The sequence below is a fragment of the uncultured Dokdonia sp. genome, assembly GCF_947492535.1.
Classification (GTDB): domain Bacteria; phylum Bacteroidota; class Bacteroidia; order Flavobacteriales; family Flavobacteriaceae; genus Dokdonia.
Window position 1 is genome coordinate 70,087 of sequence record NZ_CANLNH010000016.1, and the last position, 25,107, is coordinate 95,193.

General features: G+C 32.7%; 25 protein-coding genes. 12 read left to right on the forward strand and 13 right to left on the reverse strand.

The window, feature by feature from the left end; translation table 11 throughout:
* The first annotated feature begins 224 nt into the window (after window positions 1–224).
* From Q1A60_RS18025 to Q1A60_RS18040, 4 genes are all read left to right on the forward strand, one after another.
* Window positions 225–614: a nuclear transport factor 2 family protein gene (locus Q1A60_RS18025; RefSeq protein ID WP_299767706.1), complete on the forward strand. Its 390-nt coding sequence runs from the start codon at window positions 225–227 to the stop codon at window positions 612–614.
* Window positions 615–626: 12 nt separating this feature from the next.
* Window positions 627–995, forward strand: coding sequence for a hypothetical protein (locus Q1A60_RS18030; protein ID WP_299767707.1), 369 nt, complete (start codon window positions 627–629; stop codon window positions 993–995).
* Between the two features lie 240 nt (window positions 996–1,235).
* Window positions 1,236–2,717, forward strand: coding sequence for a carboxypeptidase (locus Q1A60_RS18035; protein WP_299767756.1), 1,482 nt, complete (start codon window positions 1,236–1,238; stop codon window positions 2,715–2,717).
* Between the two features lie 212 nt (window positions 2,718–2,929).
* Window positions 2,930–3,943 (forward strand): pirin family protein, encoded by a 1,014-nt coding sequence (locus Q1A60_RS18040; protein ID WP_299767708.1) that lies wholly within the window; start codon window positions 2,930–2,932, stop codon window positions 3,941–3,943.
* Between the two features lie 81 nt (window positions 3,944–4,024).
* Here the strand turns inward: Q1A60_RS18040 and Q1A60_RS18045 are convergent, their stop codons facing one another.
* Together Q1A60_RS18045 and Q1A60_RS18050 are read right to left on the reverse strand one after the other, a co-directional pair.
* A complete protein-coding gene (locus Q1A60_RS18045) occupies window positions 4,025–4,933 on the reverse strand; it encodes a M57 family metalloprotease (RefSeq protein WP_299767709.1) in 909 nt (302 codons plus the stop codon).
* 319 nt (window positions 4,934–5,252) lie between these two features.
* Window positions 5,253–5,891 carry an LON peptidase substrate-binding domain-containing protein gene (locus Q1A60_RS18050; RefSeq protein ID WP_299767710.1) on the reverse strand — a complete coding sequence of 213 codons (639 nt, stop codon included), beginning with the start codon at window positions 5,889–5,891 and terminating at the stop codon, window positions 5,253–5,255.
* A 148-nt stretch (window positions 5,892–6,039) separates the two neighbouring features.
* Here Q1A60_RS18050 and lysA point away from each other — a divergent pair, with 148 nt between their 5' ends.
* Genes lysA through Q1A60_RS18065 form a run of 3 tightly spaced genes read left to right on the forward strand, consistent with a single transcriptional unit; the run spans window position 6,040 to window position 9,279 of the window.
* Window positions 6,040–7,263, forward strand: coding sequence for a diaminopimelate decarboxylase (gene lysA, locus Q1A60_RS18055; protein ID WP_299767711.1), 1,224 nt, complete (start codon window positions 6,040–6,042; stop codon window positions 7,261–7,263).
* A 55-nt stretch (window positions 7,264–7,318) separates the two neighbouring features.
* Window positions 7,319–8,116, forward strand: a complete 798-nt coding sequence (locus Q1A60_RS18060) for a M23 family metallopeptidase (protein ID WP_299767712.1) — start codon at window positions 7,319–7,321, stop codon at window positions 8,114–8,116.
* A 38-nt stretch (window positions 8,117–8,154) separates the two neighbouring features.
* On the forward strand, window positions 8,155–9,279 hold the full coding sequence (locus Q1A60_RS18065) for a serine hydrolase (RefSeq protein ID WP_299767713.1): 1,125 nt from the start codon (window positions 8,155–8,157) through the stop codon (window positions 9,277–9,279).
* Window positions 9,280–9,324: 45 nt separating this feature from the next.
* Here Q1A60_RS18065 and Q1A60_RS18070 read toward each other — a convergent pair whose 3' ends face one another.
* Window positions 9,325–9,504, reverse strand: coding sequence for a hypothetical protein (locus Q1A60_RS18070; protein WP_299767714.1), 180 nt, complete (start codon window positions 9,502–9,504; stop codon window positions 9,325–9,327).
* Between the two features lie 155 nt (window positions 9,505–9,659).
* Here Q1A60_RS18070 and Q1A60_RS18075 point away from each other — a divergent pair, with 155 nt between their 5' ends.
* Entirely contained in the window at window positions 9,660–10,226 is a 567-nt protein-coding gene (locus Q1A60_RS18075) for an alkylphosphonate utilization protein (RefSeq protein ID WP_299767715.1), read from the forward strand.
* Here Q1A60_RS18075 and Q1A60_RS18080 read toward each other — a convergent pair.
* Window positions 10,223–11,209 carry a T9SS type A sorting domain-containing protein gene (locus Q1A60_RS18080; RefSeq protein WP_299767716.1) on the reverse strand — a complete coding sequence of 329 codons (987 nt, stop codon included), beginning with the start codon at window positions 11,207–11,209 and terminating at the stop codon, window positions 10,223–10,225. The genes Q1A60_RS18075 and Q1A60_RS18080 overlap by 4 nt on opposite strands.
* 451 nt (window positions 11,210–11,660) lie before the next feature.
* On the opposite strand from Q1A60_RS18080, the gene Q1A60_RS18085 reads away from it, so the two are divergent.
* Window positions 11,661–12,611, forward strand: a complete 951-nt coding sequence (locus Q1A60_RS18085; RefSeq protein WP_299767717.1) for a T9SS type A sorting domain-containing protein — start codon at window positions 11,661–11,663, stop codon at window positions 12,609–12,611.
* Between the two features lie 388 nt (window positions 12,612–12,999).
* Here the strand turns inward: Q1A60_RS18085 and Q1A60_RS18090 are convergent, their stop codons facing one another.
* The 7 genes from Q1A60_RS18090 to Q1A60_RS18120 all read right to left on the reverse strand — a co-directional run bounded on the left by Q1A60_RS18090 (window position 13,000) and on the right by Q1A60_RS18120 (window position 19,462).
* Window positions 13,000–13,746 carry a M57 family metalloprotease gene (locus Q1A60_RS18090; protein ID WP_363322599.1) on the reverse strand — a complete coding sequence of 249 codons (747 nt, stop codon included), beginning with the start codon at window positions 13,744–13,746 and terminating at the stop codon, window positions 13,000–13,002.
* Entirely contained in the window at window positions 13,721–13,909 is a 189-nt protein-coding gene (locus tag Q1A60_RS18095) for a hypothetical protein (RefSeq protein ID WP_299767718.1), read from the reverse strand. Before Q1A60_RS18095 ends, Q1A60_RS18090 begins: the two co-directional genes overlap by 26 nt.
* A 291-nt stretch (window positions 13,910–14,200) precedes the next feature.
* Window positions 14,201–16,459, reverse strand: a complete 2,259-nt coding sequence (locus Q1A60_RS18100) for an aminotransferase class III-fold pyridoxal phosphate-dependent enzyme (protein WP_299767719.1) — start codon at window positions 16,457–16,459, stop codon at window positions 14,201–14,203.
* A 33-nt stretch (window positions 16,460–16,492) separates the two neighbouring features.
* On the reverse strand, window positions 16,493–17,350 hold the full coding sequence (locus tag Q1A60_RS18105; RefSeq protein ID WP_089372380.1) for a M43 family zinc metalloprotease: 858 nt from the start codon (window positions 17,348–17,350) through the stop codon (window positions 16,493–16,495).
* 121 nt (window positions 17,351–17,471) lie between these two features.
* Window positions 17,472–17,942: a RidA family protein gene (locus tag Q1A60_RS18110; RefSeq protein ID WP_089372381.1), complete on the reverse strand. Its 471-nt coding sequence runs from the start codon at window positions 17,940–17,942 to the stop codon at window positions 17,472–17,474.
* A gap of 33 nt (window positions 17,943–17,975) precedes the next feature.
* Window positions 17,976–18,776, reverse strand: a complete 801-nt coding sequence (locus Q1A60_RS18115; protein WP_179218187.1) for a Rid family hydrolase — start codon at window positions 18,774–18,776, stop codon at window positions 17,976–17,978.
* Between the two features lie 269 nt (window positions 18,777–19,045).
* On the reverse strand, window positions 19,046–19,462 hold the full coding sequence (locus Q1A60_RS18120; protein ID WP_089372383.1) for a VOC family protein: 417 nt from the start codon (window positions 19,460–19,462) through the stop codon (window positions 19,046–19,048).
* A 167-nt stretch (window positions 19,463–19,629) separates the two neighbouring features.
* Between Q1A60_RS18120 and Q1A60_RS18125 the strand changes: the two genes are divergently transcribed.
* Entirely contained in the window at window positions 19,630–20,040 is a 411-nt protein-coding gene (locus tag Q1A60_RS18125; RefSeq protein WP_299767725.1) for an Lrp/AsnC family transcriptional regulator, read from the forward strand.
* A gap of 439 nt (window positions 20,041–20,479) precedes the next feature.
* On the opposite strand, the gene Q1A60_RS18130 is transcribed toward Q1A60_RS18125, so the two are convergent.
* Window positions 20,480–23,134 (reverse strand): T9SS-dependent M36 family metallopeptidase, encoded by a 2,655-nt coding sequence (locus Q1A60_RS18130; protein ID WP_299767727.1) that lies wholly within the window; start codon window positions 23,132–23,134, stop codon window positions 20,480–20,482.
* A gap of 526 nt (window positions 23,135–23,660) precedes the next feature.
* On the opposite strand from Q1A60_RS18130, the gene Q1A60_RS18135 reads away from it, so the two are divergent.
* Both Q1A60_RS18135 and Q1A60_RS18140 read left to right on the forward strand, forming a co-directional pair.
* Complete coding sequence (locus tag Q1A60_RS18135; protein WP_299767728.1) at window positions 23,661–23,864, forward strand: hypothetical protein; 204 nt, start codon at window positions 23,661–23,663, stop codon at window positions 23,862–23,864.
* Between the two features lie 57 nt (window positions 23,865–23,921).
* A complete protein-coding gene (locus Q1A60_RS18140; protein WP_299767730.1) occupies window positions 23,922–24,563 on the forward strand; it encodes a hypothetical protein in 642 nt (213 codons plus the stop codon).
* A 168-nt stretch (window positions 24,564–24,731) separates the two neighbouring features.
* On the opposite strand, the gene Q1A60_RS18145 is transcribed toward Q1A60_RS18140, so the two are convergent.
* Window positions 24,732–25,106: a VOC family protein gene (locus tag Q1A60_RS18145; RefSeq protein WP_299767732.1), complete on the reverse strand. Its 375-nt coding sequence runs from the start codon at window positions 25,104–25,106 to the stop codon at window positions 24,732–24,734.
* Window position 25,107 lies beyond the last annotated feature (1 nt).

Sequence of the window (25,107 nt, forward strand, 5' to 3'; positions counted from 1 at the left end):
AATTTGTTTCTCTCCCTTTGGGAGAGATGTCCAAAGGACAGAGAGGTAATAACTCCCCCCTAAGAAGGCCTGTGCTGAGCACTTAGACAAGCTCAGTGTGACACCTGTCGAAGTAAGGGTGAAGGAGGTTTGAAAAATAGCTATTGGCTATTAGTCGTTAGCGTTTAAGCTTGAACTCAAAATAATGCAATACGTATTTCTGAATCATCATAAAATAGTGAGACATGAGTAATGTAGATAAACAAAAACTAGAGGTTATCAAAAGTTATATGACTGCATATAACGGTTTTGATGTGGAAGGAATGCTAAAGAACCTGTCTCCAAATGTTATATTTAAAAATAGTACGAATGAAACTGTTGACTTAGTTACAAACGGAATTGATGAATTTAAAATACAAGCAGAAAAAGCAACGTCATATTTCAGTAATAGAGAACAAAAAATAATAAATGCTATACAAGAAAATGAGAGTATAACAATTGATATTGATTATACTGGAACGCTAGCTATTGATTTACCTAATGGATTAAAAGAAGGAACTATACTTGAAATGCAAGGAAAATCAATCTTTAGATTCGAAGGAATACAAATCATTGAAATTAATGATTTTAGTTAATAATACTATGGCATGGATTTAAAAGGTGAATTAATTGCAGAGGAAGGCTCATTTTTACTAGAATTAAGAACAGGTATTTCTTGGAATCATAATTCGTTTATCAATTTACTTAAAGAAGCTCATAAAGAATATCAGAACACTAAAAATGATTCTGAATTAAATAGAGAAATTGCAGAAGGTATATGGTATATATCTCATTTTATTAAAGAATGGAGTTCGCACGAAAACTTTCCGAAAGTACATTCTAACGAATACTATTCAAAAGCATATGATTTAATTCATGATATCGCTTATGAATACTTTATGGGGGAATCTGTATATACATCTGAAAAAATTATTATTGAAAAAATAGAAGAACTAAATACATTAACCAAACAATAACAAGATTTCTGCTTTCGCGAAAGCAATAACTAGATTCTCACCTGAATTTATCATAAGCAAAGCGAAGTAGTAGGAATGAGAAGAAACTTCCCTCCTAGGAAGGAAGGATTGAGGAAGGTGTGAAAACGCTTCTAACCATATTATGAATAAACAACAACAAGACCTCCGTCTTCACGGAGGTAAAAATGAATAAACATGAGAAAAACACGATCCCTATTTGTATTAGTTAGTCTTTTATGCATGACGTCCTATGCACAAGATAAGATGATGTCTAAAGAGATGATGTCACAACAAGTACGCGTTCCTGTAGATGAAACGGTGGTCACGAATCATACAACAACCATCAAAGGAAAAACAATTCCATATAGTGCTACGGCTGGTTTTCAACCAGTATGGGATGATGAAGGAAATCCTGTAGCCTCGCTACTGTATACCTATTACAAACGTAGCGATATAAAAAACGATGAAAACAGACCTTTAGTGATCTCTTTTAATGGCGGTCCAGGATCTGCTTCTGTATGGATGCATATTGCGTATACAGGACCTCGTATTTTAAAAATAGATGATGAAGGATTTCCAGTACAACCGTATGGCATAAAGAGCAATCCAAATTCTATTTTGGATGTGGCTGATATTGTTTTTGTAAACCCTGTCAATACAGGCTATAGTCGTATGCTACCTGGAAAAGATGGGAAAATGCCAGACAAAAAAATGTTCTTTGGAGTAAATGCAGATATTAAATATCTCGCTGATTGGGTAAATACATTTGTAACGAGAGTAAACCGTTGGCGTTCGCCAAAATATCTTATTGGAGAAAGCTATGGAACTACGCGTGTATCTGGTCTTGCAGCAGCACTTCAAAATAGAAAATGGATGTATATTAATGGGGTGATTTTAGTATCTCCTACCGAAATTGGATTTGAATTTGATGGTCCTGTAGAAGTGGCAAATCGTCTTCCGTATTTTACAGCGGCGGCATGGTATCACAAAGCATTACCTCCTGCATTACAAAGCAAGGACTTAACTGAAGTACTTGCTGAAAGTGAAGCCTATGCTGTAAATGAATTGCTTCCTGTGATGGTCAATACAGGGTATATAGATCCTGCCAGAAAAGAAGCGGTGGTCAAAAAAATGGCCTATTATTCTGGTTTATCAGAGCGTACGATTAGACAGCATAATCTAGAAGTTCCTAAAGCGTATTTCTGGAAAGATCTTCTTAGGGATCGCGACGGACTTACCATAGGTCGTTTGGATTCTCGTTATAAAGGGTTGGATGTAAAAGAGGCTGGGGATCGTCCAGATTACAATAGCGAACTCACAGCATGGTTACATGCCTTTACGCCCGCTATTAATTATTATTACCAGCAAGAACTTGACCTTAAAACAGATTTGAGTTATAATATGTTTGGTCCTGTGCGTCCTTGGGATCGTACGAATAATAATACGGGAGCTAGTTTACGAGAAGCAATGGGGGTTAATAAAAATCTACACGTTATGATTCAAAGTGGTTATTTTGATGGTGCAACTACCTACTTTAATGCAAAGTATGTGATGTGGCAACTTAATGCTTCAGGTAAGCTTTCTGATCGTCTTAGTTTTAAAGGATATCGCAGCGGACATATGATGTATTTACGTAATGAAGATTTGATTCAGGCAAATGAGGATATACGTGATTTTATTCAAAAATCTTCTGCAAATATCAGCCAAGGAGCTCGCTACTAAGACTGTAAAAAAGATATACTAAATACGACTAATCTGGAGTGTTTATGCGTACGCTTTCAACGAACTTAGTGAGGTAGAAGTTTATACTGAGCATAGTCGAAGTACGAAAGCGTATACAGGAATATATCATGGATAAATTAGTATGTTTAAAATACTAAGATCACTTATAGAATATGAATTATAAGATTCCCATCTTCACGGGAATGACAACTATGAAAGCAATAAAAAAAATCAGACAATTAGGCGCACAATGGGAAACACAAGACCCTTTTTTATTTTGTGCGTATCATTTAGACAACTACCCGAAAGGAAATGATCAATTAGGCCCTGATGCTTCACTTGCAGGGCGTAACATAGGTATGGATTTCCACGGAAAAGATGGATGGAATATGTATCATGGTACTACGGTTCCAGGTTTTCCTGCACACCCGCATAGAGGGTTTGAAACGATTACTGTTGTAGAAAGAGGTCTTGCAGATCATAGTGATTCATTAGGAGCTGCAGGTCGTTTTGGAGAAGGAGATGTACAATGGATGACCGCTGGAAAAGGCGTGCAACATAGTGAGATGTTTCCATTATTAAATCAAGAGGGAGAAAACCCGTTGTTACTATTCCAATTATGGTTAAATCTTCCGAGAGCGAGTAAAATGGTAGCCCCTCATTATAAAATGCTCTGGAATGAGGAGATTCCTATTGTCTCTCATCAAGATGAAAATAGCAATGATATAAAAGTGAAAGTCATTGCGGGTTCGTATCAAGATACGGAAGCACTAGCACCTGCGCCAGATAGTTGGGCTGCTCAAAAAGAAAATGGTGTTGAGATTTGGTTGGTTACATTGGCTCCTAATGCAACTTGGTCAATCCCCAAAGGGTTATCAAATCTCAATAGGACACTTTATTTTTATGAAGGTCATGAAATTGCTACCGAAGGATATCAAATACCAAAAGCACATGGATTAGATTTGGTTTCTGATGAAGAAATTACGATTCAAAATGGAAATCAAACTGGGTCTTTTCTATTTATTCAAGGAAAACCTATTGGAGAACCTGTGGCAAATCAAGGGCCATTTGTGATGAATAGTTATCAGGAGATTAATGATGCTATTCAAGAATATCGACAAACAGAGTTTGGAGGATGGCCATGGCCAACGCATGATCATACACATGCTAAAGAAAAAGGTCGTTTTGCAATACATGCAGACGGTCGAGAGGAAATAAAAGATTGAAATAAAAAACGCTTCCTGGGGGATAAGGAAGCGTTTTCGTTTAAACTAAATAAAGTATTTCAACTTTAAAATAAACTATTTTTAATACATAAAGCGAAGTGCTGTAATGTCATTATTGTTAAACTCTCCATCTTCATTAGAGCTAAAACATGCTTGCATTATAGACGTTAAATCTCTACCTGTTGGAGTACCTGGGATATGTACAGATCCATCAGAACCTTGTCCTTCGTTTCCTTGAGAAGATGTTGGACAGCTTAAACGATCAAACCAATCTGAATGGCGGAAACCAATAGAGTGTCCAATCTCATGAGTAATTACATGCTCATTTACATTTGTAGAGAAATTATCAAGATTATAAATCTGGATAAACTTGTTAGGCTGCCCTGAACTATTTGGGAATCCTGCTACTCCACCAGAACCACTATTGTTTGTAGAGTTGTCATATACAACCATGTCTGCTGCATTGAAATTTGTTCCATACGTTAACCTGAAATTTAAAGAAACTCCACTTAAACGATTATAGTTATTTACAGCCCATTGTAATGCTGTTTGACCTCTGTTAGAAAGTCCAAACTGATCATTTCCTGTATACCCTAAAATATCGATGGTACGATTATTTCCTGTCACTAAATTAAAGGTACGATATTGTTTTTGTTGATTATCTATAGTAGACATTGCTCTTAATTGATCAACAGTTACAACGATATCGTCTCCAATATAAATACGTTGCTCAATAGTTCCATCTGGTAAATGGAAATCCCCTTTTGTGATGTTTCCTGCATCGATTTCTAAGCCTTTGATAAGATCTAATACTTTCTCATCAGTAACTGCATCTCTAGGATGGACATCAGAGTTTACGATGTCAGCAGCAGTAACTTCATTTACAAGGTTTGCATCGTCTTCAGTAGAAACCTCGTCACGTTCACAGCTTGAGAACACTAACATAGCCCCAGCCATTAAAAGAAAAACTGATTTAAGATTTGTTTTCATTTTGATAAATATTTTGATTAGTAATAGTGTAAATATACTAACAAAATGCTAAAACAATGCGAATAATTTAAAAAATTAACATAAATTATATTAAAATTTACGGTAAACCCATAAAAAAAGCTATTTTTCATGGTTTTCTATAAAGCTTTTTTACAAGTAAATAAGTAAATGAATGGTGAGTTTTACTGCTGTTCTTAAGCGTAGTTATAGTATATACGTGCTAAATAGAAAAAAAGATCATGTAGTCTACTATTTAATTTAAAACTATCTCAAAAAGAATAAAAATTGGTTTAAAAAAATAGCATTTATACTCTAAAATTTAGTAGTCTTCAAAATCTAATGGATCAAAATTCTTAAAATGTCCATTCATTTTTATAATTTCTTTAGTCCTATTTACAGTCCGTATTGTTGGTAATATGGTATTGAGATGTTGAATCAAATAATTATATCGTTCCTTTTCTGAAGTTAGTTGCAATAATTCATATTCCTGTGGCAAAGTGAGTCCCATTTTATGAGATAAGGTATATGTAGTTATTGTTTGTATGTTTATTGATGGGGTTTGGATATCTAGTTCATTATAAAATGAAGTGAGTAACTGTACAAATTGTTCTTTTAGACGTTCTGTTCCATTGTTAATAAGGTCGATGAATTGAACAGTTCCTCCTGCGTATAACTTATCATCCAATCTGCTATAAAAATCTTCCAATTTAAAAACACGAAGTCCTTTACAAATAATATCACTAGCTCCAGTAGGGTAACGTTTCACTACTTTGAGCAATTCCATTTCTGTTCCGTATTCTAAACGTTTATTGATATAAGTAGGTATTCCAAATGTCACCCTTTCTTCTTCACAATCTTCTATTAATTGTCTATACCGCTGTTCAAATATGTGAAGCGGAAGTTCTTCTCCTGGAAAGGCGACCAACTCAAGAGGAAACATAGGCAATGTGGCTATCATTCGTTGTACATTTTGTGCGAAATTTACAAAAGAAGGGCACAATTGTTATTGAAATCCTAAATTTTAACCTTCTTGTTGAACTTTTTATGTTTTAGCCATTGCACATTAAGAATAGTCTACTAATTTCGTAGGCAAAAAAAATGTTGTTATGACAAACAAAGATCTTTTACGAATAGTCCAGGAACATGATAGTCCTGTATATGTGTATAATGCTGAAACAATTACTAGGCAATATAAACGTTTAACTTCTGCGTTTAAAAATGTCAAACAATTGCGTTTAAACTACGCTGTAAAGGCATTGAGCAACATTTCTGTACTACAACACATACATGGTTTAGGGGCAGGATTGGATACTGTTTCCATACAAGAAGTACAGCTTGGTTTAGCCTCAGGTTGCCCAGCAGATCGTATCATATTTACCCCTAATGGAGTCTCTTTAGAAGAAATTGAATCTGTGTCAAAAATGGGGGTTCAAATCAATATTGACAATTTATCAATACTTGAACAATTTGGAACCAAATATCCAGATGTTCCTGTCTGTATTCGTATAAATCCGCATGTGATGGCTGGAGGAAATACTAATATTTCGGTAGGTCATATTGATAGTAAATTTGGAATTAGCATTCATCAAGTACCTCATATCTTACGTATCGTAGAAAATACCAACATGACTATAAATGGTATTCATATGCATACAGGAAGTGATATCTTAGATATTGATGTGTTTTTACATGCTTCCGAAATTCTTTTTGATACCGCAAAACACTTTCCAAATTTAGATTTTATAGATTTTGGTAGTGGATTTAAAGTGCCATACAAAGCTGGAGATATTGAGACTAACATAGAGGAGTTAGGTGATAAATTGGGTAAACGTTTTAACGCTTTCGCGAAAGCGTATGGAAAACCATTAACGTTAACATTTGAACCAGGTAAATTCTTAGTGAGTGAAGCAGGAAAATTCTTGGTGAACGTCAATGTAGTTAAACAAACAACCTCTACCGTTTTTGCACAAGTTGATAGTGGTTTTAATCACTTAATACGCCCTATGCTATATGGAAGTCGTCATGAGATTCATAATATCAGTAATCCAAATGGACGTGAACGCTTTTATAGTGTGGTGGGATATATTTGTGAGACAGATACATTTGCAAATAATAGACGTATTGCTGAGATAAGCGAAGGCGATATTCTAGCGTTTAGTAATGCAGGTGCTTATTGCTTTACTATGGCTAGCAATTACAATAGCCGCTATCGTCCTGCTGAAGTACTTTGGAAAGATGAAGAGGCTCATTTAATACGTAAAAGAGAAACCTTTGAAGATCTACTTCACAATCAAATTCCATTAAAAGAACTTGCAGAAGTTAGCTTATAATATTTTATAAAAAAGCAACAAAGCGTATCTTAGTTTTTGTCTTTAAAAGAAAACTATGATACGCTTTGTTTTATTTGTATTCTTTATTTCCTTCTATTGTTTTGGACAACAAATAGATACCATCAAAAAGTATAAAAATGATTCCCTATATATTGGAGTTAAGAATACTTCTGTTATTCCTATTTGGTATAAAGAATTAAAACGAGATTCTATAGATTATAGTACGCATCAATATGATGTAACTGTGATGCAACCTAAGGATTCTTTATTTCCTATTGCTATCATTCCTTTGCATGTCCTCAAAGATACCTCAACAGTTGTATTGAAAGATTTTGTGAATTATAGCTTTACTAGAGCAAACCCCAGAGCTGTACATGATAATACATTTTTATATGAATTACCCTATGCTAAAGGAACCAAGTATGAAGTTATTCAAACATTTAATAATTCATTTAGTCATAATTTACCAGGATCTAGATATGCTGTAGATTTTAAAATGCCAATTGGTTCCCTTATACATGCAGCAAGAAGTGGTATTGTTGTAAATAAAGTTGAAAAATTTAAAGAGCATGGAGGGCCTGATTTTAGAGAAAAAGGTAATGAAATTCTTATTCTTCACGATGATGGTACGCTTGCACAGTATTCACATTTAGATTATAATGGTGCCGATGTAGAAATAGGTGACGTAATACAACAAGGGCAATATATTGGTAAATCTGGACATACAGGTTATTCAACAAGACCACACCTGCATCTTGTAATTAAAAATGGGGATGGGATTTCACTACCCTTTTATTTTAAGATACGTCCTAAGAAAAAACTCAAAAATGGAAAAACATACTTAAGAAGGTAAATAGACGTATTGCATTTTAAAAATTAGTATTTTTAAAAATGCGTATTCATATTTTTATCATCATTGCAAGTGGTTTATTTTTAGGTTCTTGTACGACACCTATAGATACTGTATTAGTATCTGACCATCCAGCCATTCAAAAAGTGATGGATAGTATAGAAAATCATGAAGTACAAATTCTATATACGCAAATAGATACTACTGATAAAGGTCTTATTACCTTTAAAGATTATGAGTTTCAAGAAAACAAAAAACACTATTTCTATCCAGCGAGTACTGTGAAACTTCCTATCACGTTGCTCGCTGCAGAATATGTAAACAAGCATCCCGAACTTCATATAGATACCCCTTACATATCTACACGAGATTCTGTATTACATAGTGTTGCAGGCGACATACGTCAAATTTTTGCCGTGAGCGATAATGAAGCTTATAATAGATTATATGATATGCTAGGAAGAGATTATATAAACAAACGACTTAAGGAATTAGACCTATCTCCTACCCGTATCGCGCATCGCCTTTCTACAGGAAATGCTGCTATTCCTGAGAGAGGTACCATCAAGTTCTTTCCTTCCTACGAGGGAGACGTTATTGCCTTAGAAGGACTCAAAGATCAATCCATCAAAAAAGTCTCTATTAAAAATCAACAGAAAGGCAAAGGATACATTAAAGATGGAAATCTTATCCAAACTGCATTTGATTTTTCTGAGAAAAACTATTTTCCATTACAATCGCAACACGAACTCATGAAACGTTTGTTTTTTGAAGATCAATTTGACAAAGACGAGCGTTTTGATATTTCCTATACAGATAAAGTACGTATTCAAAAATCGATGTATACGCTTCCGCGAAATGCAACCTATGATCCCGAAACATATTATGACAGCTATGTAAAGTTCTTCATGTATGGAGACACAAAAGATATGATTCCAGATCACATTAAAATATATAATAAGGTAGGATATGCGTATGGTACACTCACCGAAACTGCCTATGTTGTGGATGAAAAAGAAGGAATCCAGTTTTTACTTTCTGCTACTATACTTGTGAATGAAAATGGTATTTTTAATGACGATACGTATGAATATGATACTGTAGGCATTCCATTTTTAGCACAATTGGGAAGAGCTATTTATGATTTGGAGAAAAGTAGAAAGTAAATTATTAAAAAAAGAAAAAGCGGGATTCACCCGCTTTTTTAATTATTAATTAGGACATGGTGCCGCAAATGGACAGGGTGTAAATGGAGAGTCTACATAATCAAGACACGTGCCATCAGAGCACCATTCACAGCAAAATCCGCCTGAGCCTCCAAAGCCTCCGAGAATAGATTTTTGTTTTGTTTTTGTTAAAGATGTTCCTAACTTTGAAATGTTTTTTAACATAGCAATATGTTTTTTAACATAGCAATATGTTTTTAAGATTAATAATACTTAAATATACACAAAAACAATTGAAAAACAGACACTTACGGTTTTACCGTAAATAGCAAAAAACATCTTATTTTTTTGTTTCTTCGCAAGCAAATAGTATAATCCAAATGAATACCCTAAGAGAACTCCAAAAAAGAAGTACCGTTTGTGAACTATGTGGAAGTGATGAAGGATTACATCCCTACACAGTTGCTCCTAAAGAAGAACAAATTCTTATATGTGCTAATTGCACTACTCAAATAGAAAATTCAGATGCGATGAATTCTAATCACTGGAGATGTCTGAATGATAGTATGTGGAGTGAAGTAGATGCTGTAAAGGTAATTGCTTGGCGTATGCTTCATAGACTTAAAAAAGAAGGCTGGCCACAAGACTTACTAGATATGATGTACCTAGAAGAAGAAGTACAAGCATGGGCAGAAGCAACAGGAGAACATATTGAAGAAGACGAACATACTATTATCCATAAAGATGCCAATGGCGCACGACTATCTCATGGAGATAGTGTAGTTCTTATAAAAGATCTGGATGTAAAAGGTGCTAACTTCACCGCAAAAAGAGGCGCTTTTATGCGTAACATTACATTAGTACATGATAATGCTGAACATATTGAAGGAAAAATCAATGGACAACAAGTAGTAATTGTTACTAAGTATGTAAAGAAAAGTAATTAGTTCTTTATTATTTTATGAGTTTTGCCATTCAACTTTAAAAAGTATACACCTACTGATAAGCTGGAAATATCAATTTTAGTATCTTCAAGCCTAATGTAAGATGTATAATCCTGACCAAATATCGTATACAATTTAATGTCTTGAACTATTAATCCATTTGTTTCGATTTGAATGTATGTACTACTTGGATTTGGATATACTTTCAAATTTTCTGATTCAAAATTTTCGACACTCAACGCAGAGTCAAATGGATATAGATCAAAACCAATAGCATCAAAATAACTTAACCTGTTGGGAATTGTTTGAGTAATGGTATTATAATCTTGACTGGAAATCACATCAGCACGATACCTGGCAGCCAACCATGTCAAAAAACTCTCAGCAATATCTTCTGTGGTTGGGTTTGCTTCCGCATAGGTAGAAATAAATTCATCATCTAAATTTTGAGCATTTATCCATCCGTTAGATGCTGCATGTGTTGCATCTAGTGATGTATGACTAGCCTCATGTATTAATGTTTCTTCAAGGATTCCATCGTTTTCATATAGAACAGTTTGTCCAGTATGAATGAGTATAGAATTATTTCCTCCTCCAAAAAGTTCTGTTCCTTGATGAATCCATATTTCATCTACATCTACTCTCAAAGCTGTAGGCAATTGTCCAATTAAAAATGCATATTTTTCTGCTTCAATAATAGCATTAGCGACACTACCAAACTCACTATTAACTTGAGCAACACTTGTTAATCCATCATCCCAAACTACATCAAACAAAAAAGCATTCACGGTTACCCAATCATTTACTCTTCTATCAAACATCACCACAACATCTTGTCCTATATATGTAGTACTTAAAATTGCAGAGGGATCTTCTGAAGTAATAATATCTGGATCAAAAAAAATAGTCCCATTATAAGGTGCTTGAGCCTGTAAGCAATTCGTAGAGGTTACTATTAGAAAAAATATAAGTAGTTGTCTTACCATTTTATTAAATCAATAAATTATGAATAAAGATAATTTATCCTTTAATAAATCGGAAAATGATATATGCTCATTCCCTTTGAATTAAAATAGATGTAACGGTATTACATATAATAAAAAATTGAATGCACTTTTCAAATTAATTTACCTTACGATCATTCGTGTATCAAATTCAATACAATAAATAGTCAAAATATCTATTGCATCTATTATACTTTTAGCATGTTATTTTTATTTCAATTGAAATCATGGTTTTTTACTTAAAAAACCATGATTTCAATTGTTTTGTATGAATTATTTCACACAAACACTTTCACGACAGTAAATTTCTTATCTAATTTTAATCACATAGTATACTATATGTTTTTAGAAAATAATTTCTAGGCTTACAATTCTAAAACTAAAATAAAGAGCCTAACAATCACTTATATTATCCTACAAATAAACTACAATTATGAAAAAAATTACACTTTTGGCATCTTTAACTGCCTTAACAGCATTTGGACAACAACCAACAACAGCTTCAGAATATATAGAGAATGGCTTGCATAATTTGGAGAGTCCAACATCTTCAATTAGTAGAAATACACTTAACAATCAACCTGAAAATATAACATTATTTGCAACTAAAGAAGAATATCTTGCGAACTGCGCCAATGGGGAGTTTTTAACTTTTGAAGATTTTGCTGGAGGTCCTAACGAGGATTTTGAAGGGTGCGGAATCGCTATAAGTGCTGCGGGTGACGAATGCTTTCCATCTGGAGAAATACAAGAAGATGTTGTATTTACAAATAGTGGAGCTGATGTTGGAGCTACAATGATATTTATTAATAGTGGTCCATTTTTTGGGATTGAAGATCCAGGAGTATCATCAGACAATTTTTTTTCATCTACAATTGTAAATTTCACAGCAGATACTTCAGTAACTAGTGTAGGGTTTGATTTGTACTCTCCAATAGGAGAAGGTCTTATCGATATTAGAATATTTGGAATAACATCAGGATTATTAGAAACTATTACTTTTGATGCAAGTAATGTTGCACAATTTGTTGGTTTTACAACAGAAGAACCTCTTGAACGAATAGAATTACAAAATCTCGATAATGTCCTCATAGAAACAGTAGCGCAATTCTATTTTGGAAATTGTGAAGCTCTTAATATAGAAGAAAATACTTTTGAAAATTTTAATTTCTTTCCTAATCCAACTCAAAATGCAGTAACGATTAGCTCTACGGTAGCGGTAGAAAAGATTTCCATCTATAACCTTTTAGGACAAAAGGTTAAATCACAAACGGTTAATTCAACCACCTCAAATATAGATGTTTCTAATTTAAAAACAGGAGTTTACATTCTTGAAGTGACTTCAAATGGCCAAGTAGGCACATTTAAAATGATTAAAGAATAATCGTAGAAATTATTGATTCTTTAAAAAAATAATTATCAAGGAATTAAAAATCCTTTCAATATAAAAAGTGACTATCTAGACTTTTAGATAGTCACTTTTTATTTGAATACATACTAATTACTATTCTAACTGTATTTTTCATAAATAGTAGTTATTTAGATAAAAATAAACTGATACTCCCAAACAGGCATAAGTTATATTATAATAACTTAAAAACATCTTATTATTTAGATCTGTGCAAATACAAAATAGATAACTTGGTATTTTTATTTTAATATTGATTCCAAGCGTAGTCATTTTTTAAACGCTTTCGCGAAAGCATATACAAAAAACGCTTCCTTAATAGCAGAAAGCGTTTTATTATAACTTTTAAAAATACTAAACTGGCCTAGTAAATATTTCTAAGTGCGGTAATATCATTCCCATTAAACTCTCCATCAGTACCAGCTCTAACACACGCATTCATTACAGATGTAAAATCATTTCCAGTTGGTGTTCCTGAAATATGTACAGCACCATCAGATCCTGAACCTTCATTTCCTCTAAGAGGTCCCACTGGACAACTAATTCTATTAAAGAAGTCTGTATGTCTAAAGCCTACTGAATGCCCTATTTCATGTGCAATTACATGCTCTATGGTATTTAAAGGTGCATTTCCTATACCAAATATTTGTACCCACTTAAATGCACGTCCTGAGCTATCTGGAAAACCAGCTACACCACCTGATTCACCAGGTCTATTTGCTGTTATATCATACACTACCATATCTGCTGCTTGAAAATTAGATCCATACGTTAGATTAAATTGTAATGACACACCACTTAATCTATTATAATTATCAACTGCCCATTGCAATGCTGTTCTTTCATTATTATTAAGCGAAAATTGATCATTGTTTACATATCCTAAAATATCAATAGTTCGATTATTACCTGTTACTAAGTTAAAAGTTCGATATTGACGACTTTGATCTTCTATAAACTGCATTGCTTGTAATTCAGCTTCAGTAATAGTAATATCATGACCAATGTAAATACGTTGTTCTACAGTCCCATCCGGTAAATGGAAATCTCCTTTTGTTACATCGCCTGAATCGATTTCAAGAGTTCTAATAAGGTCTAGTATTTTTTTGATCTGTTACGGGTTCTTGAGGTATGAATTTGTCTACTACTTCTTGTGAAGATTCTGTTACAAGATTTGCATCTTCTTCAATAGAAATTTCATCTCGCTCACAGCTAAATAAAAAGAATGTAACACCTGTCAATAAAAGAAAAATTGATTTTAAATTTGTTTTCATTTTAATAAAGTTTTGATTAGTAAAGAATTAAGTTTATTAAAACTACATACTCTTAAATTTTTCTTAAAATAGAATCATTGGTTTTTGTTCTATTTTAAAATTGAAACAAGTTTTTAATTATGAAAATAAAATCAATTTAACATTTTTAATTAATAATTGTTAATAAATCTAAAAAAAACATGTATGATTACTTATAATTTAACCATTTAAAACACCACTAAATAAAAGAGGATTGGGAATAGCAAAATCACACAATTCATTCAAGATAAACTAATTAACAATCTTCAAAAACTATGAGAGTAATATTTCATCTAGGGCATGTATGACTGCATCTACATTTTCTTTGGTAAAACATAACGGAGGTTTTGATTTTAATACATTATTGTAAGGACCGTCCGTACTTATTAAAATGCCTTGATCACGTAATGTATTCTTAATCTCACTTGCTAATTCTGTGTTTGGTTTTGTTGTATTCTCAAATACAATTTCAATACCTAAAAACAATCCTGATCCTCGTACATCCCCTATACATTTATGCTTTTTTTGTAATTCTTCAATACAATTTTTATAATATGTTCCTACTTCTTTTGCATTTTCTTGTAACCCTTCTTCTTCTATGACATCTAAGACAGCTGTTCCTATAGCACAAGAAACGGGATTCCCTCCAAAGGAACTAAAAAACTCTACTCCAGTGGCAAAAGATGTCGCAATTTCATCTGTACAGATTACAGCACTCATTGGATGACCATTTGCTATGGGTTTTCCCATAATCACAATATCAGGTACTACCTCATGTGCTTCATATCCCCAAAAATGGTTTCCTAAACGTCCAAATCCTGTTTGCACCTCATCACTTATACAAACACCACCTTGCGCTCTAATTGCCTTATAAACTGGTTTTAAATAGCCCTTGGCTAAAGGAATCTGACCAGCACACCCTACAATGGGTTCACATATAAATGCGGCTATCGTATGTTCTGCAGCTATAATTTGCTCTATTGCATCTTCTGCATATCGCTCACCTACATTTTTAACTGCATTTGTATATTTTCCATTATACGAATTGGGAATTTGTGTCTTAATAATGTACTCTTTCTGACCTTGCCCTTTTGGGTTATTAAATTTATAATCACTAATATCAATAGAGGCTTGTGTATTCCCATGATAGCCAGATTCCATCACCATGATTTTTTTACGTTTCGTATGCGCTTTCGCTAATCGAATAGCTAGATCACTCGCAGCGCTTCCAGAGTTTACAAGAAATACTTTATTTAAAGATGTAGGGAATTTAGCAGCTAATCGTTCTGCATATTGAGAAAGCCCATCATAAAGGTATCTTGTATTTGTATTTAGGGTAGCCATTTGTTTTTGACCAGCTATTACTACGTTAGGATGTGAATGCCCTACATGCGGAATATTATTATAGGCATCTAAAAAAGTGTTCCCATAGGCATCATACATATATTGAAAAGCGGATTTCACCATGTATATGGGTTTGTCATAACTTACAGAGAGTATCACGCTAATATGTTTATTCCGTTTGTATATAACCTCATTTATATCTAAAGGTTGTTTTACAGGCAATTCAATCGCTTTTCTAAATTCATTTTCAGCATAGATGGGGTTGATCTCTAATAAATGGTATAGCATTTGCCATGCATACTTCTCACTTACAGAAGCATAGGCGTTGTCTGGGTTTACTATTTTTGAATGTGCAGAATTACATACACTTATGCATAATCTTGAAGCAATGAGATAATATAAAACGGCTACTTCAATTTCTTGAATAGGTAATATATGATGATAGCTTTCTAGAACATAACAAGCCCATTTTATCGGATCGTCTTTATCATAACATGCATAGGTAATAGCAACAGCCAATTCATTGATAAGATAGGAATAGGCTACGTCACCAAAATCAATAATACCAGACACCTCGTTGTTTTGTACTAACACATTCCATTCATTAGCATCATTATGAATGATCTGTTTTCTTAATTTTTGAGAGAGAGGCCTCACATTCACTTCATATTGCTGAAAAAAATAATTTACAAGACTTCGATCTTTAGCATTTGGAATGTCTTGTATGTATTTTGTATTTAAATCCAGAGATGCAATATCCCATTCCCATTTTCTTGATTTAATCGTATAATTTGAAAAATTTTGAAGTGATAGATTTAGTCTTGCTAGAAAAGTTCCAAGTGATCTATATACTGTTTCAGAAGGGTTTGCATCTCCTAAAAAATCACCTTCTAAAAAAGATAACATTCTACAGATATGATCTTTTCCATTAAGTTGCAGCACCTTTACATATGACGTGTCTTTAAAAGGTATAGGTTGTGGGTAGCTTTCATTATTAATAGACTGAAGATGTCCCAACAATGCGTTTTCTGCCAAGACAAAATGATATATTTCTTCTTCCTTAGGATACGTTTTAAAAATATATTTTCCTAGTTTGCTTTTAACCAGATAATTTGAATTATCATATCCATCCAATCTTACTATTTCTACATCTTCTAATTCGAACTCATCATAGAGTACTTCTTCCATAACTATATCAAAACATTTCTTTCAAATATAAGATTATTGCAAGTAAGGCCTCTCGGTATTTAACACGTCTATCATTTTTTCTACTTGTCCATCAGAAAATCTACGTCTACATAGTAATCCATTAGTATCTGTTCCTGCCCATTGTGTCATAAAATTAAATGTATCTGGTGTGTACAAATCACCATTACTATCTGTTTCAGTACCCACATAATTACATGTAGGTTCATTTATATTAGAATCATTTAAATCTGGCGATGCTGGAGTATCACATATAAAGTCTCCAGCAGTTTCACAATTTGAACCATTAACGAGTTCTAAATTACCATTAGCATCTGTAAAATCATCACTTGTATGGTATAATCCAAAATAATGACCCACTTCATGAGTAAGTGTTGCGGTATTTTCAGTAACAAATGCAGAAGTACTCAACTTAACATTATTTCCTTGATCAGGAAACAATGCAGTAGCACCAAGTGTTCCTGTAATTACACCATTTACCCTATTCCCTATTTCATTAAAGTAGAAAATATTTAAACTATTTGGATCTTCAAAAGGTTCTAGAACACGTTGCTCTATAAAATCATCTTGTTTGACAAATTGTATATTCCATTCAGTATTATCAAGAAAATTTATTTCTTTTGTTATAAAACGAATACCCCAAGCGTTAAAATTAGTATTCAAATAACTCATCATAAGGGCTACTCTCTCATTATTTATTACTGCATTTCCTCCATTGTCATCTCTTGATATATGATGAACTACAGCTATTTCTATAAAATTACTTGTATCTTCCATCTCAATATCAGTAGACGCATTCGTGTCATCATTACAACTAGGAAATGATATCATTAATATTAATGATATTAGCATATATTTTTTAATTAGTTTCATGTTTTTTTTAAAAATAATTAGTAAAAAATTTCTTTTGAGTGTGTAATTTTTTTTAACTCCAAAGAATTTTATTAAAGTTTAATGTGAATATAATTTATGTGATTTATTATATACTGCCATACTATTTAGCAGCAATAGCCTCAATTTCTAACAACCAATCTTGATTATAGATTCCAGTTATTATGATAGTCATAGCTGGTTTTATTTTCAGGAGCTTTTGTTCTCTTAATTGGCCTATTGCATGTAGATATTTTCTGTCAGATACAAAAAACGTAACTTTAACGAGATTTTCCGAAGTCATATCTGCCTTTTTTAACTGAGCTTCAATGTTTGACCAGGCAACATCACATTGATCTTTAATATTATCAGGCACTTTATCGTCAATAGTAACTGGAACTTGTCCGCTTATAAATAATAATTCAGAATAATCAGATATTTTTACTGCTTCCGAGTAATTCCAATTAGTCCCACCTCCAATATTTTGCTTTTTTAAAGTTTTAACTTCAGAGGTTTGGCTAAAAATTAAATTAGGCAACATTATAAAAGCGACTATGAACACGTAAACACGATAAATTTTTGTGTTATTTTTCATCTTACTATACTAATTAATAATGAGGTATTTTTTTTATTTGATAAGTACTGCTGTTCCCGATAATTCAATCAATTTCTCCCTGCTATAAAGTGAAGAGATTCCAATAAATACATTTGGTGGCATTTTCATGTCTCCATAGAGTCTTTCTCTTACTCTAAAAAACATATCCAAATCTTTATCTGGATCATAATCAACAATATAAATTTTCATTTCTACCAAATCAGAAAAGGAAGCACCAGCTTGTGCTAACCGCTTTTCAATGGCTTTATAAGCTGTTTCAAGCTGTGCTTCTTTAGTATCTCCAGTACCTACTTGACCAGCTATGTATATGCTTTTAAAATTTTCATATTCTACAGAAACTACATTTGTTAATGCAGTAATTGGATCTATATATTCTTTTGTGATTTTTTCTTTTTTTGCAGAAAAAAAATAATTAGAAGGAACTGGTTGTAAAATATCTTCAAAATATTTTTCCCAAACACCATCTTTCAATCTTTCTCCATATTCATGAAATTCACCATTTTTTGTCTTCTCAAAAGTGAGTCGACCTTTAGCATTAAATTGAACTACAAATTTACCATCTACATAATACCCTTTTGACTTCTTATAACTTTCGGTTTTACTTGTAGGTTGATAATAATAACAACTATCTTCTAAATTATATGTTATAAGTGTATGAAGTTGAACAGCTGAAGAGGTTACATCTAAAGTAATCGCATTTCCATCTAAAATATAATTTACACTTTCGTTAACTTTAATTTTTGTGGTGTCGCTTTTTTTTAATGAATAAGAAGCACCAGACCAATTTCCAATTAAGAAAGATAGCTTAGCCATATGTTGTTTTTCGGTTTCTTGACTATATATTAAGCTAGTTAAAGTTTGAAATACTAAGAAAACTATTATCACGTTGGTTTTCATTAATCTATTTATCATAATATTTATAATTATATTCTTGGTTTGTGTATAAGTGTTATATAAAAGCTAGCTTACAAACTATATCTATCCTATAAATCACATAAGGTATATGCTATTAATATAATTAAGAAATAGAAAAGAGATTAGTAAATTAACAGCTTAAGCCTTTGATTTTAAATGAATTTAATTCAATTAGCAAAAATTTCTTTTGAGTACTTATAACTTTTAAACTCTAAAGGATTATCGCTAAAATCTAATACAAACATGGTTTGCTGTTCTCCACTTAATCCTTTATATCTATCTTGAGGTTTTATAATAAAATCTAAACCATTATTTTGTAATCGTTCTTTTATAATTTCAAAATCCTTATGTTCTAAAACACATCCAAAATGAGGAATAGGAACTTTAAGCTTTTCTACAAAACCACAAAAGTCTAATGGAGGTCTATTGTTGGATACGTGAGCTGAAAGTTGATGTCCAAAGAAATTAAAATCTACCCAATTTTCTGTTTCTCTTCCTTTTTCACATCCCAATATATCTTGATAAAACTGTATAGTGCTTTGGATGTCTTTTACCTTAAATGCAAAGTGAAATGCAGTTTTCATTATATGTATTTACGTTTAAATTATTAAATTTTCTATGTGTTCAGTTATCCAAATCTGAATATTTTAAAATTACATGTAGTATATTGCATATAGAAATTGATTCATTAGATTTATTTAATCTTGACAAATGAATCAACTTTAATTTAACAATTTAAGTATAAAAACAAATGATAAATTCTATTGACAACAAGCTTTTAGCTATTTTAAAAGATAATTCACGATTATCTTTTGCAGATCTTGGTAGAAAGATAAATTTATCACCTTCAGCGGTTCGTGAGCGAGTTCAAAAAATGGAGGATAATGAAGTGATTGAAAAGTATAGCATACAGATAAATCAACGAAAACTAGGGTACGACATTGAAGCTTTTATTCTTCTCAAGGTATTTCAAGGACAATTAAAACATGTTATTCAACAAGTAGCAACACTTCCAGAAGTAGTTGAAGCACATAGAATTACGGGAAGTCAAAATATTCATTTAAAAGTACTGCTTAAAAGTCAACTTGATCTTCAAAAGTTAATAGATAAATTAATGAATTTTGGCGATACCAATACATTTCTTATTCTATCAAAAATTTAATAGTAATCAAGTGTTGCTTCATACAATGGGAGTTCTCTTTTGTACGCTTTCGCGAAAGCGTATACTCTAAAAATCAATACGTAATATGTTAGAAATTATAAAACTAAAAATAAAAGGTATTAAATCTCATGGTAAATTCTGGACTAAAAAGGAATCGATTCAAGGATCGAGATATCAAACCAAGATTCCTCTAGATATTGAAAAGAGTTTAATAAACAGCTGGGTTAGCCTACCTACCAGCAGAGTCAGGTTTAATTATCTATTTTAGATGCGTCTTATAGACTTTACGGAATAAGGGTCACTAATAATAATACAATACACAATCTTTTTTTAATAAGACAATTATAAAATTCAATCAACTTAAACTTCATTATGAATATAAAAAAGAGGGTTTCGACAATGTTGAAACCCTCTTTTCTTTTAAAATAATATACTTCTTTTATTGTATGATAATTTTAGAAGTATACGTAGTGCTATCATTTACGATGTTCATAATATATACACCCCTGGTAAGTCCTGTAGCGTTTACAGATACCCTCCCTTGAAGCGTTGCAGGCTTATTATACACCTCTCTACCATTGATATCATAAATGCGAATGTTTCCTTCTCCGAATGTACCAGCTACATTCACAGTAATTTCACCATTTGAAGGATTAGGGAATATGTTAAATATAGTGTCTAAATCATTTTCATTGACACTTAATAAATCTTCGCAACTTTCAATAACATCACTAGGAAGATCAAAAGCCTCCGTTTGATCAAATCTGTTATTAGAACTTCCTTGCTCAGCACTAAAACCAACACCACGTGTAGCAAACACATTCCATATGGTACATGTTGCGAAATCTTTCTCATCTTCTGGAATTATTGTATTGATTTCTACTGCTGCTAAAATACCATCTCTACCATCAACAAAACCAGGGCTACACGATTGTAATTTCATACCATCTATTACTAATTGAAGAGCGATGTTATTACCACCTGTTCCATTATAAAAGTCGTCATCAAAACCATACTCATCTATAAAAGCCCAGGTCATGTCCCATAATATAGTAGACCAAATAGTACCTACGCCATGAGGTACTGAAATGTTAGCCGCATCAGACACATCTCCATATGTCAAATCATTAACTGCAAAATCTGTACTATAAGGTCTTGGTCTAATACCGGGACCATCTGCTGGTTGTCCGAAGGCATATGTCCCTATTCCTCTTGCTTCCTCTGCAAAATCATCTGCTGTCATGGTTAAAACCATTCCAAAGTAATCAGACCATCCTTCTCCCATTTGTTCTTCATTTTGCAAACAGCTTACATTTGTACCTCCGCCAGTTAATCTATTAGATATACCATGAGCATACTCATGAGCTACTACAGCATTATCCAAACTCCCATCTATCTGAAAGCTTCCTGGATTTATTAAAGAACCATTTATAACCTCTCCTCCTTGAAGTGCCGCTATGATAGCTTCGCCATCACTTTGACTTACCATAATACTAGGTATAGAAACTTGATTACCTACAGCTCCAGGTCCCATTATCGTAGGAGGACCTTCTACATTATTTACCATAATAACAGCAATAGCACCTTCGTTTTCTGCTGCTAAAACTTTTACTCCAAACTCACATTCTCCTCTTCTAATAATCGCAATATTACCAGCTAAATCTGCCCCATTTATAATTGTATCACAAGCATCTATCGAGTCTGTTGAATTTCCAGCATTATCATCTTCAGTTAAAGCTAATTCACCTTCTAATGGTGTATCGTCTGGTAATGGATCACCAAAATTAGCTGGAGCACCTATATAGCCTCCATCTAAAGAACCCCCATCAATCGTAAGTACTTCTGTTGGGGCTGTAGAAGGATTAAAAAGGCCCACTCGCATTCTAGGATTTGCCCCATCTGGAGGTGTTCCAAAAAAAGCGCCCCCAAATGAATTTCCTTCTTGAGATTCAGCATTTACAGAATCACCCTGTCCGCCTCCGTTTCCATAATTATTTTCTTGAAAATTTCCACTTGCTTCATCAAAACCATATTGATATGTAATATCATGTAAAATATTATTCCAATAAAATAAATTTGTTGTCGTAGCCTCAACCATGTTCACAGGCTCTGTATTAAAATTGTACGCAAAATTAAAATCCAACGCGTCACCTCCATCTGGAGAAGCTCCAGGAGCATTATCTGGATTTATATCTTCATAGGCATACACATTATTTCCTCTAGTGATGGTAAATTCTGCACCTTCTACCCCATTAGTATCATGCCAACCAAAAGGAGATGCTATTGTATTTTGAGGATCTACTACTAATTGATTTGTGCCATGATTTGGGCTTTCTACTGGAAGCGGGAATACATTATATTGTTCACCTGCTAAAAGTTCATTAGCAATAATTTCTTCTCGAACACCAAAGCCAGAAATAAATGTATTAGTAGTTACAGATGAACTTTCATGATCATGATTTTCGAATGTACAATTAACTACCCAGTCATGTTGTTGAAGAAGCGTTCCATTAAGTGCGTCTACACGAACACTGTACCAATGCTTAGCATCTGTAGTATGAATACTTAAGTCCCAAGCAAGTCTAATTGTATGATCTTCCATAGATTGATACACCAATTTTACAGGAACTTTTTCTAAAGACACACCACCTTGTGTTAAAACAAATTCTTGTGAAGAAATGGTTTGATCTAACGAGAAATTAGCATTTCCCAAACCTAAAGAAGTCGCTGCATTAGAAGCTGCTTGAATAGGCGACAATACTGGAGAGACTACATTTACTCTAGATGCAATATCACTTTGCAAGTTATTTGCTACATGAATAATTATACCATCTTTGAAAGCAACATTTATAACACCATTAAAAATTTCGATGTTATTTATTTTTTGGATAGCATACACATGTGTTGTATTGCTTTTCTTGCTAAACACTTCATTTTGGATAGTTAACCCTGAAATATCTTGATCCGTAATTCCAAAGACATTTTTGTTGGTCTCTAAATGATTTTTAATAAGTATACCATAATCTTGCGCACTTAAGGCAGAGGTAAAAATAACCACACACAAGGCAAGAAGTAGTTTGTAGGATTTTAACATTTTATTTACATTTTAAATTAACTATAAAAGTAATTTCCTATACATTGTTATTAAAATTGAATCAATTGTTTTTAGAGTGCATTTCAGAAGAAAGGTGTATTTAAATTCTAAAAAAAACACGAATACATAGTTATGTTTTTTTTGTTGTCCAATACTTACTTCACAAGAGATTAATGAATAATTAAGTAATTTCTAGTTATTGATATAACAGTAAATAGTATACTAGTAAAGATGTTTGTGAACCTCTTTCTGAAAGTTATCTATCAAAATACTATTGGTGAGCATAATTTATACGCTTTAACGCTATGCTCTCCCTTTTGGTCGTGAATCTCGCAAGCTCGATTTCGCGAAAGCGTACTTCTACATACATCATAGTAAAAAGTCCTACTCTTAAAACCTATGAAAAAGGAAATCTTTATCATTATGGCTAGAGTATCTGATTATATTTTTTTAATGAAAAAGCTGTTAATTTCATTTTAACATTTTTTTTAGTAAATTTAACATTCCTCAATATAAATTTCTAATTATGAAAAAACTAACCCATTTTTTAATTATCGCACTTTCAATAGGAGTTTTTTCTTGTACTAACAAGAAGAAAGAAGAAGCAGAAACAAAAGCAGCAGTAGAACAAATTGAAGCTGTAGAAAGTGAAATTGAAAACGTTTCTAAAGAAATAGAATCTAAAGCCAGAGAACTAGAAGATTCTTTAGAAGAACTGGACGGTATTTAATTAAAAACAAACTATTCCAGTATTACATTCCATTCATTTAAATATACAATATAAATTATGAAATATATTAAATTCATATTTATAGCATTATTCATATGTGCTATAAGCAATCAAGAAATCATTGCACAAGGAAAATCAAATGTCGCTAAAGAAAAAGCACAGCAATTAAAGAAAAAAGGTAAAGACAAAGCTGAAGTAGCTAAACAAAAAGGTAAAGACAAAGCTGAAGAAGCCAAACAAAAAGGTAAAGACAAAGCTGAAGAAGCCAAACAAAAAGGGAAGGATAAGGCTGAAGAAGTTAAAGATAAAGAGCTAGACAAAGCCGAAAAAGCCAAAGAAAAGGCTAAAGGAAACGCTTATGGTAAAGATAAAAATGGTTTGTCTGGAAAAGAATTTGGATTAGTAAGAGCAGAAGAAGCTAAAAACAAAATAAAAGAAAAAGAGGAAATGCTAACTAAAGAAAGGGTGAGAATATCTAAGGGACGAGAGAAAATTGCAGCTGCTAGAGAAAGGCTTATAAAATTAAAAGAAAAAACTGGAGAAGATGCATTAACTCCCGAGGAAATTGCTGAAAAAGAAGCTAAAATTACAAGAGCAGAGGAAAAACTAAGTGCACTAGAAGCTTCTATACAAAACGGAAAAGAAAAGTTGCAAAGTGAAAAACAAAAGTTACAGAGTGTCTATAAAAAAGAAGAATAAGCACTTAAATAGTACATAGAGTTTACAATAAAGAGGCTGTCTAAAAAGTCAAGACAGCCTCTTTATTATTTAGGTAGGTATCTAGTTATCTGAAAGTTATTCTCAAATACGCAATTCTCAGCGGAGTTTAAAAACCTCTTTAGACACTCCCTTTATTATTTATTATAATTAAACATCCACATAAAACGTCAACCCATTCATATCTGGATCAAAAAAGGCAAACTCCCGAGTGCCCCAAGATGTTTGTTTTAAGGAAGTTTGTTCGTGGAAGACATTCTTAGTTTTATACTCCTCATATAAAGCGTCTATGTCCTGGATGACAAAACGTAGCGAAGAAGCATTCATTTGCTTCCAGTTAGATGCATCATGCCACTGTAAATGAATCTCAATACCATCACGCGTAATTCCTGCGTACATAGGATTGTGTTGATCATCGGCGAAGGCTATTTGAAATCCTAATTTTTCTACATAATACCGTAATGAGGCTACTACATCCCGTACAGGAAGTACTGGATGAACTGTTTGTATATAGCCTTTTGCCATG